Raw genomic sequence first — 14,838 nt, forward strand, 5'->3', positions numbered from 1 at the left:
CGAGCGCTTATTAGTCTTGCCGCATGCCGTACCGCGTCACGTTCGTCTGCACGGGCAACATCTGCCGCTCCCCGATGGCCGAGCACATCTTCCGCCGCCATGTCCAGGACGAGGCCCTCGACGTGGAGGTGGACAGCTCCGGCACCGGGCGCTGGCACATCGGCGACCCCGCCGACCACCGCACCGTCGCGACGCTGCGCCGCGCCGGGTATACCTCCTCCCACCGGGCACGGCAGTTCGAGTCGGCCTGGTTCGACCACTACGACCTGATCCTCGCGCTGGACGAGAGCCACCAGCGCGACCTGCGCCGCCTGGCCCCTGACCAGGAGGCCGCCGGCAAGGTCCGCTTGCTGCGCGAGTTCGATCCGGACGCCCGCGACCTCGACGTCGCCGACCCGTACTACAGCCGCGACTCCGCCTTCGAGGAGGTCCGCGAGCAGATCGAGGCGGCCGTGCCGGGCCTGCTCGACCACGTCCGCGAAGAGCTCAAGAACGCCGGCTGACCATGGAGCGGCTTCTCGGCACACCCGTCGCGGACGTCGCCGAACTCGGCACGAGCCACGAGTGGTCGCTGCGCCGCGTCACCCTCGCCGACGGGCGCCGGGTCTTCGTCAAGGAGGCCCGGCGCAGGATCGACGGGCTCTTCGCGGCCGAGGCGGCCGGGCTGCGCTGGCTGCGGGACGGCTGGCGGCAGGCGGCCGGCACGGAGACACCCGGCGAGGGCACACCGGGGGAGCAGCCCCGAGAGAAGACGCCCGGCGGGGAGGCGCCCGGCGAGGGGACGCCTGAGGCGAAGGTGTCCGGTGAGGAGGCGTCCGGGCCCGTTCCCGAGGTGCTCGCCGTCGATGACACGACGCTCGTCCTGCCGTGGATCGAGAGCGGGTCGCCGACGCCGGAGGCGGCCGAGCGGTTCGGCCGGGAACTGGCCGTCCTGCACGGCGCGGGCGCGGAGGCGTACGGCGCGCCGTGGCGCGGCTACATCGCCTCCCTGCCGCTGGACAACGCCCAGGGTTCGTCCTGGCCGGAGTGGTACGCCGAGCGCCGCGTCCTGCCGTACGTCCGCATGGCGGTCGATCGCGGAGCCCTGTCGGCGGGTGACGCGGCACAGCTCGAGCGCGCCGCCGAGCGCATCCCCGACGTCGCCGGACCCGAGGAGCCACCCGCCCGGATCCACGGCGACCTGTGGTCCGGCAACCTCCTGTGGGGCCGCGACCGCGTGTGGCTGATCGACCCGGCGGCGCACGCCGGGCACCGGGAGACCGACCTGGCCATGCTGGCGCTGTTCGGCGCGCCGCAGCTGGAACGGATCCTCGCCGCGTACGACGAGACGGCGCCGCTCGCGGACGGCCGGCGGGCGCGGGTGCCGCTGCATCAGCTGCACCCGCTGCTCGTCCACGTCGTCCTGTTCGGCTCGTCCTATCGCAGCCAGACGCTGGCCGCGGCGAGATCCGTGCTCACCGCTTGAGGCTCGGCCCGGCTTCTCGGCTGTCCGGTTGCCTGGCTGCACGGCGGGGTTGGTCGCCGGCCGCACGGGCGTACGGCTCCCGGACCGTACGGCTGCGCGGCGGCCCAATAGCCCGGCGGCGCGGTCCGTGCTCAGCGGCTGAGGCTCAGCCCGGCCGCGCGGCGGCGGGCGGTCCAGCAATCCGGCGGTGTGGTCCGTGCTCACCGCTTGAGGCTCGGACGGGCCGCCTGGCTGCGCGAGCGGCCCGGTGGGGCACGGCGGCATGGCAGCGCGGACCGCGCCCCCGACGGTCACCCCGGCAGGGTCCAGCGGCGGCCGTCGCTACCGTCGCAGGTGGCGAGCTGGAGCTGTGTCGCGTCGACCGGTTGCGGGGTGGCGAGGCACTTGCCGGACCGCTGGTCGACCACGGTCTTCGCCGACGCGTCGTACGTCCACCGCTGGCCGCCGCCCGTACTCCCGCATTCCCACAGTCGTACGTTCGCGCCGTCCGCCGTGCCGTCGGCGTCCAGGCACAGGCCGAAGGAGGTGAGGGTCCCGTCGTCGTGCACGGTCCACTTCTGGGCGTTGGTGCCGTTGCAGACGTACAGCTGGACGGGGTTGCCGTTCGCGGCCCGGCTCGACCGGACGTCGACGCACTTCCCGGCGATCGCCGAGGTGATCGGCCCGGTGCGGGTCGGCGGCGCGGCCGTGCCCGGGTACGAGGGAGGCGCCGACGACGCGGCCGTCGCCCAGGACGTGTTCGCCGTGGTGCCGAGGTTCAGGTGGAGCGTGCCGCCGTTCAGGATCGCGGACGGTCGCAGGTAGGCGTTGTTCCAGGAGTGGCCGTTCCAGATGGCGCTCTGGACGTACGGTGCGTTCGGTGCGGCCTTCGGCGCGTCGATCGTGAGGGTACGGCCGGTGCTGAGCTTGATCACGACCTTGGTGAACTCCGGGCTGCCGAGCGCCAGGTCGGCCGTGCCGGGGGTCTCGGGGTAGGCGCCGATCGCGGACCAGATGTACCAGGCGCTCATCGTGCCGAGGTCGTCGTTGCCGACGCCCCACCCGGTGGGGGAGTCCGGCCACAGCTTGTTCTCGACGTCGCGGATGATCTCCTGGGCGCGCCACGGCCGGCCGACGTAGTCGTACTCCCAGGGCAGCTCGATGCTCGGCTCGTTGCCGAGGTTCGCGTGGTCGCCGCCGCTGCCGTCGTACGTGGCGAGCACGTGGTCGAGATAGGCGATCATCGCGGCGTTCCCGCCCTTGGCGTCCGCGAGGCCGCGCACGTTGAACGGGACCATGCCGGTGTACTGCCAGGACGTTCCCTCGGTCATGTTGCTCTTGGACGTGGGGTCGAATCCGGTCGTCCACGAGCCGCTGGCGGTGCGGGGCTGCATGAAGCCGCTCGTGGTGTTGAGGAGGTTCTTCCAGTCCTGGGCGCGGCTGACGAACCGCGTCTGCGTGGCCTTGTCGCCGAGCGCGCCGGCGAACGCGCCGATGGCGAAGTCGGCGGTGTTGTACTCCAGGGTCGTCGAGACCGAGCCGTTGTAGTTGCAGCAGCCGTACACGCCGTTGCTCGGCGTGTACCCGATGCTCTGGAGGTAGTTCAGGCCGGGACGGATCTTGCTGGCGACCGTCGCTCCACGGACCATCGCGTTCTTCGCGGTGGAGGTGTCGAAGTGCCGGCCGCCGAAGGCGTACAGGTCGGCGATGATCGGATCGATGGGATCACCGATCATCGTGTACGTCTCGCCGTTGGCCTGGGACCACTTCGGCAGCTGGCCGCTCTGCGCGTAGTCGTTCACCGCCGACTGGGCGATGTCGCTCGCCTGTTCCGGGGCGATCATGCCGAGCAGCTGCGCCTGCGCGCGGTAGATGTCCCAGCCCGAGTAGTTCGCGTACTGGGCGTGGCCGCCGGCGACCCGGTGCACGGCGTTGTCGAAGCCCATGTAACGGCCGTCGGCGTCGCTCATGACGTTCGGGTGCAGGAGCGCGTGGTAGAGCGCGGTGAAGAAGACGTGCCGCTGCGCGAGCGTGCCGCCGGCCACGCGGATCCGGCCGAGCGCGTCGTTCCAGGCATTATGGGCGGCGGTCCGTACGTGCTCGAAAGTGGGCGTGCGAACCTCGGCGTCCCGGTTGGCCTGGGCCTCGGCGTCGGAGGTGAACGACAGCCCGACCCGGGCGGTCACCACCGGGCTCTTGGTCGTGTCGAACGTCAGGTACGCGCCGTTCGGGTCGGTCAGCGGCGCGGCCTGCGGTCGCTGCGGGCCGTGCGGGCGCGGACTGTTCGGCGCGTCGCCCTCTTCGGCCGGGGCGGCCTGCGACGTCACCCGCGCGGTCGAGGTGGCGGCGAGGGTCTTCGCGCCCGGCCGTACCGTCGCGGCCTGCCACGTGCCGGCCGTGAACGGGCGGTCGAAGGTGACGGCGAAGTGGACGGTGTAGCGGTTGCCCTGGCCGCAGAAGTTCCCGCTGGTCACCGACCCGACGACGGCCCGGTCGCCGACAACCTTCCAGGTGTCGGCGAACGTGCCGTTCTGGCTGCCGGTCAGCTTGAACAGCAGGTTCGCCTGGGTGGTGGCCGGAAAGGTGAACCGGCCGATCCCGCCGCGGGTCGTCGTGGTCAGGTCCGTCCGTACGCCGTTGCCCAGCTTGACCGAGTAGTAGCCGGGTGAGGCCGACTCGCCGGCGTGCGAGAACGAGGCGCTCGCGGAGCCGGCGTCGGTGACGGCGCCGACGGTCGGCATGATCGGGACGTCGCCGTACGCCTTGCAGCCCGGCCCGGCCATGTGGGTGAGGCTGAACCCCGTGATGGTCGAGCTCGTGTAGGAGTAACCGCCGCCGTACGGCCGCGGGTTCGTGTCGGGGCTCCACTGCACCATTCCGAACGGCACGTCGGCGCCGGGGAAGTCGTCGGCCGCGTTCGTGGTGCCGAGCAGGGGGTTGACCAGTGAGGCCGGGTTCGCGACGAGCGACGCGGCCTCCGCCCGTACGGGGGTCAGCAGCGCCCCCAGGACGGCGACGGCCGACAGAAGCAGGGCGACGGGACGGGGAAGGCCGGTCTTCCGGGGCAGGGCGGTGGGGCGGGAGAGGCTGGTCGGTTGTGGCGGGGCGATGGGGCGGGGGAGGACCATGTGGGTTGTCCTTCGGAGGAAGCGGCCGATGACAACGTTGTCTGATCACGTCTACGCTCCGTGAGCGACGGCGTCAACGAATCTGTCAGGACCCGGCCATTCGTGTGATGTCGCTCACGTCAGAGTCATACCGGTTGCGCGTAGGCTGACGGCCAGGTCGACCCCCCGGCGGACGGAGCGAATCATGGGCATGATGATGGCCGTCAGCTTCACGCGGTACGGACGTCTCTACTACCTGGACCCCGGGCCGTACTCCCCGAAGGTCGGCGACAAGGTGCTCGTGCCGACCGACGCCGGCGCCGAGGTCGCCGAGTGCATCTGGGCGCCGCAGTACGTCTCCGAGGACGTCGACCTGCCGGTCTGTGCGGGCATGGCCGGCGAGGAGCACCTAGCCCGCGACGAGGACAACCGGCGACGGCGCGCGGAGGCGCGGTCCATCGCCAAGAGGCTCATCCGCAAGCACGAGCTTCCGATGAAGGTCATCGGCGTCGACTACCTCGACCGCGACAACACCTACAAGATCTACTTCTCCGCGCCGCACCGCGTCGACTTCCGCGCCCTCGTCCGCGACCTCGCCCGCGCCATGAAGGCGCGCGTCGAACTCCGCCAGGTCGGCCCCCGTGACGAGGCGCGCCTGCAGGGCGGCATCGGCCCGTGCGGGCGCGACCTGTGCTGCGCGACCTTCCTCAAGGACTTCGAGCCGGTGTCGGTCCGGATGGCCAAGGAGCAGGACCTCCCCGTCAACCCGCTGCGCATCGCCGGCGCCTGCGGGCGGCTGATGTGCTGCCTGAAGTACGAGCACCCCCTTTACGTCGAGGCGCACAACCGCATGCCCCGGCTCGGCGCGCGGGTGCAGACCGAAAAGGGCGCCGGACAGGTCGTGGGCCGAAACGTCCCTTCCGACACGGTTACGGTCAGGCTCGACGACGGCGGCCGCTGCGCCTGCCCGTCCGCATCCGTATGCTCGCCTCGCAAACAGCACGACCGTCACTATGGTGACACTCTCGGATGACTCGCCGGTACGCTGAGTAGCGAAAAAGGGGCCACGCCCGCGTAGGCTGCGAGCGAACCCAACGGCGACGAGAACGGTAACGGCGTGAACAAGTTCCGTACGGTCTCCGTGCTGGCGGCGGCCGCGATCGTGGTGACGGCCTGCACGGATGCCCCGAAGTCCACCGCGTCGGCCCCGTCCCCCAGCGGCACCGCGTCCATGTACTCCCAGCGGATCTCCTGGCGCGACTGCGGCAACGGGTTCCAATGCGGCACCGTGCAGGTTCCGTTCGACTACTCCCACCCGAGCGGCCGCCCCATCACCCTCCCGGTGATCCGCCTGCCCGCCGAGGGCGGCCAGCGCAAGGGCTCGCTCGTGCTCAACCCCGGCGGCCCGGGTGGCTCCGGCGTGGAGTTCGCCCGCAGCTCGGCCCGGCAGTTCGGCGCGGACCTGCGCAGGAACTTCGACATCGTCGGCTTCGACCCGCGCGGCGTCGGTCAGAGCCGCCCCACCGTCCGCTGCCTCACCGGCAAGCAACTCGACAAGTTCTTCGAGACCGACACCTCACCCGACAACCCCGCCGAGGTCAACGCCCTCGTCGACGTCAGCAAGATGTGGGCTGACGAGTGCAAGAACCACATCCCCACCCTGCTGCCGTACGTCGGCACGGCCAACGCCGCCCACGACATGGACATCCTCCGTGCCGCCCTCGGCGACCAGGGCCTCACCTACTACGGCGCCTCGTACGGCACCTACCTCGGCGCCTACTACGCCGAGGAGTTCCCCAAGCACGTCCGCGCCCTCGTCCTCGACGGCGCCATCGACCCCAAACTGTCCGCCGACGAGATCAACATCGAACAGGCCAAGGGCTTCGACACCGCCACCAAGGCCTTCGCCGCCGACTGCGTCAAGACCAGGGACTGCCCGCTCGGCACCGGCAGCACCAAGTCCGCGCTGGGCCGGCTGTCCCAGCTGTTCGCGCAGGCCGACAGGAGACCCCTCCGCAACGGCCTGAACGACGGCCGCATCGTCGACGAATCCCTCGTCGAACTCGGCGTCGCCGCCGCCCTCTACAACAAGCAGACGTGGCCGGTCTTGAAATTCGCCCTCAAGAGCGCCATCGACAACAACGACGGCACCACCCTCCTGCGCCTCGGCGACCTCCTCGTCGAACGCAACCGGGACGGCAGCTACTCCAACCAGAGTGAGGCCAACATGGCCGTCAACTGCGTCGACAAGCCCTACGCGCGCGACATCGCCGCCTGGAAGGACCAGGCCGACCGCGCCAAGAAGGAGGCCCCGCTCTTCGGCCAGTTCGTGGTCTGGGGCACCCTCCCGTGCGGCTACTGGCCCGTCCAGGACGGCACCAAGCCCAAGCCCTTCGCCGCCGAAGGCGCCAAGCCCATCGTGGTCGTCGGCACCACCCGCGACCCCGCCACCCCGTACAAGTGGGCCCAGGGCCTGGCGTCGCAGCTGAAGTCGGGCGTCCTGCTCAGCCTCGACGGCGACGGCCACACCGCCTACCTGCAGGGCAACCCCTGCATCACCACCGCCGTCGACCGCTACCTGGTCACCGGCACGCCGCCGAGGAAGGGCACCATGTGCCACTGATATGGGTGCGCGAGCAGTGCTGAGAACCCGGTAGACTCTCTGCGTCACACCGTGTGTGGCAGGCCGCCTTAGCTCAGTCGGCAGAGCGATTCACTCGTAATGAATAGGTCGTCGGTTCGATTCCGACAGGCGGCTCGTCCGTGACGTGGGCGTCTCTCCCTCGGAGAGGCGCCCTTCGTCGTCTCCGGTCTCATTCTTGGTCTCATTCGCCGTGAACAGCGCTTGTCCGATGCGCTGAGCGGCGTCGTGGACCAGGGGCGAGGCGACGTGTGTGTATCCGCGGGTGACGCGGATGTCGGAGTGACCCAAGATCTCCTGGACCACGGCGAGGGCTACGCCCTGCTCTAGGAGGAGCGTCGCGGCTGTGTGGCGGGCGGCGTGGACGCGGTAGTGCGGGAGGCCGGCGGAGCGGAGGAGACCCGCCCAGGCGTCCCAGTCGTGCCGCGGGTCGATCGGGCGGCCGTTCGGTTGGCAGAACACGAGATCGTGTCCCTCCCAGACGCTCCCGGCCCGCTTGCGCTGCCGCTCCTGCCACGCGAAGTGGTGGCGGAGGACTTCCACCAACTCGTCGGCGAGGGCGATCGTCTTCTTCCGCCGTTCTTTGATCGGCCGGAAGACCAGTCCTCCGCCTGTGCGCTTCGGACAGGTGGACGCGTGCCTTTCGCATTTCTTCGGACAGAGGCCCTTGGCGTCCTCCGGCACGCACTTGTGGCGGCGGCCGGAGGTCCGCTTGGCTTTCGGACAGTCGTCCGGGCAGGGGCGGCGGTGCTTATCCTTAGTGCATTCCGTGGGGTCATCGCAGCCGTGTCGCCACGTCGTCCGCTGGAGCTGGAACCATACGCGTGCCTCGACGCGGTAGCGATCGTCACCGCACTTCGGGCACTTTGCAGAGTCGGTGGCCCACCAGCCGGTCACCGACCCGCTGTGGTCGCAGCCGAGGCAGGTGGCGACGAGGTACGGCCAGCGGAGTCCCAGGACCTCGCCCTGACGCAGGCCACAGGACAGCCCGACCGACCAGCGCGCCCCGTTGGGACGCTGCTGAGCCTCGGCGAGGACCGCCCGCGCCTCGTCCCGCGTCAGCGACTTCAGCTCTGGATTGTCGAGCCGAGGCGGCTGGACAAGCTCGGCGGGATTCCGGCCGACGCGCTGCCGCCGTACGGCGACGCTGTAGGCGCTGGAGATGATCGCGTGGACCTTGCGGACGTGACTCGGCTTCTTGCCAGCGGCGAACATTTTCGAGTAGAGCGCTTCGAGGTGTTCGGGCTGGCAGCGATCGATCCGGTGACGGCCGATGTTGGGGAAGATCCAGTTTCGGCAGTCCGACCAGTAAGCGTTGATCGTGTTCGGCGCCGTCTGCTTGAGCGGCAGCACGGTCGTGAGCCAGTACGTCATCCACTTTTCCACAGTCGGTGGACGACCAGGCTTGTCGACTTTTCCGGCGTCGCGCTTGGCCTCCAATTCGCGGACCTTCTTGGTCACCTCCTTCTCGCCCTTGGCGGTGACGTGGCGCCGGTCCGGGCTGCCGTCGTTCTTCACGCCCATCGTGACGCGGCCGTGCCAGCGGCCATCGCTGCCCTCGTAGATGGACGAACGGCCATCGGGCGTCCGCGTGGGCTTGGTTCTGCCTTTCGGGTTGCCGGGTTTCTTGGCCAAGCTGATCACTCCTTTCTGGCGGTACAGAGACGGTTGACGTAGGCGTCGAGAGCGGTGGCGGGGACCTTGCGGCTTCGGCCGATGTAGACGGATTCGATCTGGTTCGCGGTGAGGAGTTCATAGAGCTTCGTCCTGCTGATTCGGAGGAGTGCGGCGGCTTCGGGGAGCGTGTAGAGGAGCGGCGTGTCCGGTGCGGTCGTCGTGGTGTTCACCTCCTTTCGTGGATCGTTCGTCCGCGCGAACGTCCGGACGTTGTGCGGCTCTACGCGCGCAGGCGCGTGCGAGGACGCGGACGAACGGGCGGTCACGGACGTTGGGCGGCACGCCAGCGGCCTCGGGAGACCTGCTGAACGCGTTCGGCATGGGCGTGCTCTTGGAGCCGGCTGTAGACCCACGTGCGGCCCATGCCGGTGATCTTCATGAACTGAGAGACGGACAGCCCTTCGTCGGGTGCTTCGAGCAGCGCCGTCCACAGGGCTTGGTCGGGGTCGTCGGCGATGATCTCGGCGTCGATCACCTCTTCGTCGGTGGTCGTATGGGCGATGGCGTCGGCGGACAGGGCGTCCAGGCGCGGTCGGCGGTTGCGATGGGCACGAGCAGTGGCGCGTACGCGTTCGTCGGTGAGCAGATAGGCGCGGGCTCGGCGGGGGACATCGAAACCAGGTGCGGAGATGAGGAACTTGCCGGGCGCGTCGAGGGTGTGGGCGTGCCAGCCGGCGGTGTGGGCTCCTTGGCCGAGGATGAGATCGGTGTCGCGGCGTTCGCGAACGCGGAGGCAGATGCGGATGTCCATCTGGGAGCGGACGGCACCCTTGCCCATGGCGGCCTGTGTCGGGCGTTGGGTTGCGACGAGGAGCATGACGGCGACAGCACGGCCTCGGCGGGCGATCGAGTCGGCATGGGCCATCGCGTCGGGGGACTCGTCGACGAGTTCGGCGTACTCGTCGGCGACGATGATCAGTGCAGGCTCGTCTGCGGTCGGTATCCACAGGCGAGCGCCTTGCCGCGTGAGGGTGGCCGCGCGGGTGTCGAGGACGGTGACGGCGTCGGCGAGGAGTTCGGCGGCCTGGCGCGGGTCAGTGGCAATCCGGTCTAGGCAGGACGCCCACGGCTGGAGTTCCATGCCGCCCTTGAGATCGATGCCCCAGATGACGACGTCGGGGCAGGCGGTGAGCGCGGCGAGGATGACATTGAGGACGCCGCTCTTGCCGGATCCGGCGATGCCGGCGACGAGGGCATGCCGGTGTAGGAGCCGCACCCGTACGGGCGTGGCGTCCTCGAAGACGCCGAATTCGACGGGGTCGGCGACGCTCGTGCCGGTCGGCGCGGGCCAGGGGATCGGGCGGGCGTGCGGGTCCCGTTCGAGGACATGCAGCATGCAGTGATCCGCGCGGGCGGGGTCGGGTTCGACGCGGACGGATCCGGGGCGGGTGCCGAGTCCGGACTCGATCGCTGGAAGCTTGCCGACGACGTCGCTGACGGTCTGACCGCGCTTGAGGGCAAGGCGGGCGCTCCAGCCCCACAGGTCGACAACGGCGGACAGGATGCGGGATCCGGCGAGACCAATCGTCTCGGCGAGGTCGGGCCAGGCGTTAACGGTGCGCTCGATCCGGACGCGCGAACGGCGTCGACGGTGCGACCACCACGGCACTCCGCAGATCAGGGTGGCGGCGACGAGCAGGCCCGGCAGCGGTGGCGAGGTTGGCCCGTGGGCGATCGCAGTGGCGAGCCATCCGCCTACGGCGACCACGACGGCGGAGGCGTAGACGCGTTCGATGCCTCGATCGAGCCAGCGCTTACCGCTCGCCAGGATGACGGCTATGGCAACGACGGTGAGCGCAAGGACGTCTGGCCAGAGTCCGCGGTGGCCGTGGTGGAGGAACGATGCGGCTCCGGCGAGGAGCCCCGCCGTGGTGAGGGGCGCGAGTTCGGAGCGGTAGCGGTACAGCCATCGGGAGAGTACGGCGATGGCCTCGCCGGCGTGGCGGTCGTCGGTGACGACGTACAGGGGCATGGGATCGGAGCGGCCCCAGCGGCGACGGCGGGTTGGGTAGCGCTGTCTCATCGGTCACCGTCCCGAAGGTCGGCGAGGGCGAGGAGTTCGGCGGCGTGCAGGTCCTCGTCCGGGAGTTGGCCGTGTGCGTCGAGTTCGTCCCGGAGGTAGAGCAGCGGGTTGTCCTCGCCGTCTCGTTCGGCGGCCACGGTGGCGCGTGCGGCGGCGAGCAGTCCGGCGTACTGGGCGCGGGCGAGCGCGAGCAGGGACCGGAGACGTTCGACCTCGGCGATAAGCATCGGGAGGTCGGCGACGGCGACCCACAGCGCAACGGGTACGCGCGCGGATCGTGCTTCGTGTAGGTGAGTACGGACGGCGTTGAGGTCGAGAGTCGGGCGTGGAGCCCGTTGGGGGCGTGTCATGGGCAGTCCGGCACCTCCTTTCGGTTGGGGATGTCCTTGGGGAGCGGCGCCGCGGGCGTCACGCCGAGTGCGGACAGCAGGTCCTCAGCGGCCGGCACGGCGTCGCCGAGTTGGGCGAGGCTGAAGCGGGTCTTGATGCCCTGGTGGGCCAGCTCCTTCATGAGGAGGTCGAGCAGGGCGTACGGGTCATAGGTCGGCTTGCTCATCGGCGGTGCCTTTCTCGATCAGTTGGCGTCGGAGTTCGGTGGCGCGGGCGTTACTGACGCGCAGCGTTGTGCGGAGCGCGTCACGGGTGATGGGTCGGCCGTCGTTGGCTTCGCGGTGCCGGGCGTCGGCGGCGCGGGCGGCGTTGATCAGTTCGTCCTCGGTCCGGTACCGGCGGTGGCGCCTGCGGCGAGTACGGCGGGCGTGCTGATCGCGGTTGTCGGTCCGGTCCTCGGCGGCGGCTTCGGTCCGTCCTTGCAGGGCGTGAAGGTGAGCGGTGAGTCCGAGGACGGCGGCCGGGACCGCGCCGACGAGGACGACGATGGGCCAGGACACCGACAGCAGTCCGGTACGGGCCGCGTGGTACGTCGCGTTGCCCGCGATGCTGGCGGCGATGGCGCCCAGGGCATTGAAGCGGGCGAACCGGCGCGCGGCGGCCGACCGCGTCGAGGCGGCCAGCCACACGCGCGCCGAGGTCATCGCGTAGGCGTCCAGGGTGACCGGCAGCAGCCATGACAGCCGTGACGGCCAGCCGGCGATGTGGGCCAGCCCTTGCAGCCCGGAGAAGCTGGCGATGGCTGCGGACGCGGCGGCGACGGTCATCCCGGCCATGACCCACCAGTCGCGGTCGGCGTTCGTTGGGGGCGTGGTCACGGGGGTCCTCTCAGAGCTTGATGCCGGACAGGAAATGGGCGAAGGAACGCACGCCTTGGCGGATCTGGGGTGCGAGAGATGTCGAGGCGAGGTAGAAGCCGAAAAGCGTGCAGACGATGGCGTGCCAGGCGCGAAGGCCCGCGTACCGGTAGAGGCCGTAGACCAGCGCGCCGAGCACGATGACGAGAGAGACGGACAGCGCCAAGCGGAGATCACCTTCTTTCCGGTCGGGCCATGGGCACGGCCTCGCAGCGGTCCGAGCCGATCGCCTGGAGGTCGTTGCCGCGGGGGCGGTCGGTGTCGGGCTTGCGGACGTGTACGCCGAGGACGGAGCGAGCGAAGAGCGCCAGCGGCGTCGGAGCGTCGGAGTCCAGTCCGCTCCCGGGGGTCTCGCGATGAGTACCGACGATCACGAGGCCGATGAGCACGAGTGCGATGACGGCGAGGACGAGAGCGAGTCCGGCGATCGCGATGGCCATTACCGGCTCACCGCCTCGGCGTCGCGGCGGAAGGTGCGGCGGACGCGCGTACCGCGCCGAGCACGCGCGGTACGGCGGAGCCAGGCGGCTCGGGCACGGCACTTGCGGCACAGGCCGAACCGGCGCTCCGAACGCGCGCCGCACGGGCACTGCCGTCCTCGCTCGTCCAGGGGGAGGGGGTGAAGGTGCATCGAGGGCTCCTCTCCGAGCTCGCGCCCCGGCAATCCCTAAATTGTGAACAAGACTAGTCATGTTCACGATTACAGTGCGGCGTCTTAGCGCCTGTCAAGGTCTGGATTGTTCGCCGGAACGCGGACTCTGGCTTATCGGAATTTCCTTACGCCATCGAGGATGCGCCGATCACCCGTGACGAGCACCTACATGACTGGACGTGTTCATGACGTCCTGACTAGGGTGTTGGCGTCCCAAGACGTCCTGCGATCCGGTCGGGTAGATGGCGAACGAACGGCTACGAGCAGCCCTGCTCCAGAAGGGCATCACCGTGGCTGCTCTTGCCGAAGCGATCGCCGTTGATGAGAAGACCGTCGAGCGCTGGATCAGTCAGGAGCGCACGCCCTACCGCCGGCACCGCTACGCAGCGGCAACGCATCTGGGACTCGACGAGGGCTACCTGTGGCCTGACGCACTTTCCGGCGAGCAGGTGACCGCAGCGTCGGCGAGCGAGATCGTTTCCGTCTTCCCGCACCGTTGGTCGGTCCCGAGGGACTTGTGGGGACGACTCTTCGAAACGGCCGAAGAGGAGATCGGCGTCCTTGTCTACAGCGGACTGTTCCTAGCCGAAGATTCCGGGATCCAGAGGTTGTTCGCCGACAAGGCGAGCGCTGGAGTGCGAGTACGGATCCTGCTCGGTGATCCTGACAGCCAGCACGTTGCTCAACGCGGCATCGACGAGGGCATCGATGAGGGCATGGCGGCGAAGGTTCGCAGCGTGATTCGGATGTACCAGCCGTTGTGCGAGGTGGAAGGCGTCGAGTTCCGGCTGCACGACACCGTCCTGTACAACTCGATCTACCGCGCCGACGACCAGTTCCTCATCAACACCCACGTGTACGGCATGAGCGCCTCCAACGCGCCCTTCCTGCACCTGCGAAGAGTCGCCGGCGGGGACATGGTCAACACGTATGAGGCGAGCTTCGAACGGGTCTGGGATGGCGCCAGACCACTACCGGAGGACTGAGCCATGGGCCGCAGGATCGACTACTACGACGACCCCAACGCCCCCAAAGCCAACAGCATGGTTCCCTCCGTCAACGTCGTCGTCACCAACGATGAAGACGAGATCCTGCTGATCCGCCGAACCGACAACGACAACTGGTCCCTCCCCGGTGGTGCTATCGACCTGGGCGAGTCGCTCGCGCAGGCTGGCGTCCGCGAGACCAGGGAGGAATCCGGCATCGACTGCGAGATCACCGGCCTCGTCGGCATCTACACCGATCCGAAACACGTCCTCCACTACACGAGCAACGACGAGGTACGCCAGGAGTTCACGATCGTTCTCACCGGCCGCCCAGTGGGCGGGCAACCGACGCCGAGCGATGAGTCGAGCGAGGTGCGGTGGGTCGCCCCGGATGATCTGTCGGACTACACGATGGATCGATCGATGCGGCGGCGACTGGAACGGTTCTTGTCTGCCGAAGACACTCCAGAGATCAGCTGAACGCCGCTGCGCGCTTCACGCGCTCGATGGTCCTCACAGAACGCACGATGTGCGGTGACGAACGCCTGATCGACCGCGCGACGAGGTGGCCCTCACCGTAGCGGGACTGGATCTCGGAGAGACGGTGCTCCACGGCGATCGGCCGACCGTCCGGCGTCGTCGTCATGTCGCAGTACGTCAATGCGTCGGACAGGAGCTCATCCGCGGGCTCGAACTCGTCCGTCAAGACGGCGAGGAGACCGCGCTCTTCGGCCTCGTTGGCCGCACACGAGTGATGGGCGACCAGCCCGCACAGGCGCCGGTCGGCATGCTCGACGTCACGCAGGTATCGAGCGCCGTCCAGAGGGTGGAAGCCGGTTACGACAAGATCAGGGGAGTAACCGACGTCGTGCAACCAAGCGGCGGCTTCGAGAAGATCAGCGTCCTCACCGAGGACCGGTGCGAGACAGCGCGCACGCTGGGCGACGCCCTGAGTGTGCGCCCAGCGGCGAGGCAGAGGCTCTTCCAGACGCTTGCGGGCGATCTCAGCGGCCCAGCTGGCTTGGCTCATGTCTCCGACGTTACGGGGCGACGCAGGGACG

At 69.3% G+C, this 14,838-nt stretch carries 17 protein-coding genes and 1 tRNA gene; 7 read left to right on the top strand and 11 right to left on the bottom strand.

Features of this window, described 5'->3' with window-relative positions:
- The first annotated feature begins 23 nt into the window (after window positions 1-23).
- Window positions 24-503 (top strand): low molecular weight protein-tyrosine-phosphatase, encoded by a 480-nt coding sequence (locus ABEA24_RS02120; protein WP_345428758.1) that lies wholly within the window; start codon window positions 24-26, stop codon window positions 501-503.
- A gap of 2 nt (window positions 504-505) precedes the next feature.
- A complete protein-coding gene (locus ABEA24_RS02125) occupies window positions 506-1,465 on the top strand; it encodes a fructosamine kinase family protein (RefSeq protein WP_345428760.1) in 960 nt (319 codons plus the stop codon).
- A 290-nt stretch (window positions 1,466-1,755) separates the two neighbouring features.
- Here ABEA24_RS02125 and ABEA24_RS02130 read toward each other — a convergent pair whose 3' ends face one another.
- Window positions 1,756-4,572, bottom strand: coding sequence for a lectin (locus tag ABEA24_RS02130; RefSeq protein ID WP_345428762.1), 2,817 nt, complete (start codon window positions 4,570-4,572; stop codon window positions 1,756-1,758).
- Window positions 4,573-4,756: 184 nt separating this feature from the next.
- Between ABEA24_RS02130 and ABEA24_RS02135 the strand changes: the two genes are divergently transcribed.
- The 3 genes from ABEA24_RS02135 (at window position 4,757) to ABEA24_RS02145 (ending at window position 7,309) form a co-directional block, all read left to right on the top strand.
- Window positions 4,757-5,584 carry a PSP1 domain-containing protein gene (locus ABEA24_RS02135; protein WP_345428764.1) on the top strand — a complete coding sequence of 276 codons (828 nt, stop codon included), beginning with the start codon at window positions 4,757-4,759 and terminating at the stop codon, window positions 5,582-5,584.
- An 84-nt stretch (window positions 5,585-5,668) separates the two neighbouring features.
- A complete protein-coding gene (locus ABEA24_RS02140) occupies window positions 5,669-7,174 on the top strand; it encodes an alpha/beta hydrolase (RefSeq protein ID WP_345428766.1) in 1,506 nt (501 codons plus the stop codon).
- 62 nt (window positions 7,175-7,236) lie between these two features.
- A tRNA-Thr gene (locus ABEA24_RS02145) sits at window positions 7,237-7,309 on the top strand.
- On the opposite strand, the gene ABEA24_RS53380 is transcribed toward ABEA24_RS02145, so the two are convergent.
- From ABEA24_RS53380 to ABEA24_RS02185, 9 genes are all read right to left on the bottom strand, one after another.
- On the bottom strand, window positions 7,265-8,716 hold the full coding sequence (locus ABEA24_RS53380) for a tyrosine-type recombinase/integrase (RefSeq protein WP_425551143.1): 1,452 nt from the start codon (window positions 8,714-8,716) through the stop codon (window positions 7,265-7,267). The two genes, ABEA24_RS02145 and ABEA24_RS53380, sit on opposite strands and share 45 nt — an antisense overlap.
- 116 nt (window positions 8,717-8,832) lie before the next feature.
- Entirely contained in the window at window positions 8,833-9,039 is a 207-nt protein-coding gene (locus ABEA24_RS02150; RefSeq protein ID WP_345428768.1) for a helix-turn-helix domain-containing protein, read from the bottom strand.
- A gap of 92 nt (window positions 9,040-9,131) precedes the next feature.
- Window positions 9,132-10,892 (bottom strand): FtsK/SpoIIIE domain-containing protein, encoded by a 1,761-nt coding sequence (locus ABEA24_RS02155; protein WP_345428770.1) that lies wholly within the window; start codon window positions 10,890-10,892, stop codon window positions 9,132-9,134.
- Window positions 10,889-11,242, bottom strand: coding sequence for a hypothetical protein (locus ABEA24_RS02160; protein WP_345428772.1), 354 nt, complete (start codon window positions 11,240-11,242; stop codon window positions 10,889-10,891). The genes ABEA24_RS02155 and ABEA24_RS02160 overlap by 4 nt, the downstream gene beginning before the upstream one ends.
- Window positions 11,239-11,448, bottom strand: coding sequence for a hypothetical protein (locus ABEA24_RS02165; protein WP_345428774.1), 210 nt, complete (start codon window positions 11,446-11,448; stop codon window positions 11,239-11,241). Before ABEA24_RS02165 ends, ABEA24_RS02160 begins: the two co-directional genes overlap by 4 nt.
- A complete protein-coding gene (locus tag ABEA24_RS02170; RefSeq protein ID WP_345428776.1) occupies window positions 11,429-12,100 on the bottom strand; it encodes a DUF2637 domain-containing protein in 672 nt (223 codons plus the stop codon). The genes ABEA24_RS02165 and ABEA24_RS02170 overlap by 20 nt, the downstream gene beginning before the upstream one ends.
- Window positions 12,101-12,110: 10 nt before the next feature.
- Window positions 12,111-12,305: a hypothetical protein gene (locus tag ABEA24_RS02175; protein ID WP_345428778.1), complete on the bottom strand. Its 195-nt coding sequence runs from the start codon at window positions 12,303-12,305 to the stop codon at window positions 12,111-12,113.
- Between the two features lie 7 nt (window positions 12,306-12,312).
- The gene (locus ABEA24_RS02180; RefSeq protein ID WP_345428780.1) at window positions 12,313-12,579 is read right to left on the bottom strand and encodes a hypothetical protein; all 267 of its coding nucleotides are present in this window, start codon (window positions 12,577-12,579) and stop codon (window positions 12,313-12,315) included.
- The gene (locus ABEA24_RS02185; protein WP_345428782.1) at window positions 12,579-12,770 is read right to left on the bottom strand and encodes a hypothetical protein; all 192 of its coding nucleotides are present in this window, start codon (window positions 12,768-12,770) and stop codon (window positions 12,579-12,581) included. Before ABEA24_RS02185 ends, ABEA24_RS02180 begins: the two co-directional genes overlap by 1 nt.
- A 263-nt stretch (window positions 12,771-13,033) precedes the next feature.
- Here ABEA24_RS02185 and ABEA24_RS02190 point away from each other — a divergent pair, with 263 nt between their 5' ends.
- Window positions 13,034-13,777: a helix-turn-helix domain-containing protein gene (locus ABEA24_RS02190; protein ID WP_345428784.1), complete on the top strand. Its 744-nt coding sequence runs from the start codon at window positions 13,034-13,036 to the stop codon at window positions 13,775-13,777.
- A gap of 3 nt (window positions 13,778-13,780) precedes the next feature.
- Window positions 13,781-14,257: an NUDIX hydrolase gene (locus tag ABEA24_RS02195; RefSeq protein WP_345428786.1), complete on the top strand. Its 477-nt coding sequence runs from the start codon at window positions 13,781-13,783 to the stop codon at window positions 14,255-14,257.
- Here ABEA24_RS02195 and ABEA24_RS02200 read toward each other — a convergent pair.
- Window positions 14,250-14,807 (bottom strand): HD domain-containing protein, encoded by a 558-nt coding sequence (locus ABEA24_RS02200; protein WP_345428788.1) that lies wholly within the window; start codon window positions 14,805-14,807, stop codon window positions 14,250-14,252. The genes ABEA24_RS02195 and ABEA24_RS02200 overlap by 8 nt on opposite strands.
- Window positions 14,808-14,838 lie beyond the last annotated feature (31 nt).

Origin of the sequence: Actinoallomurus vinaceus, from assembly GCF_039542055.1 — a bacterium.
Taxonomy (GTDB): domain Bacteria; phylum Actinomycetota; class Actinomycetes; order Streptosporangiales; family Streptosporangiaceae; genus Actinoallomurus; species Actinoallomurus vinaceus.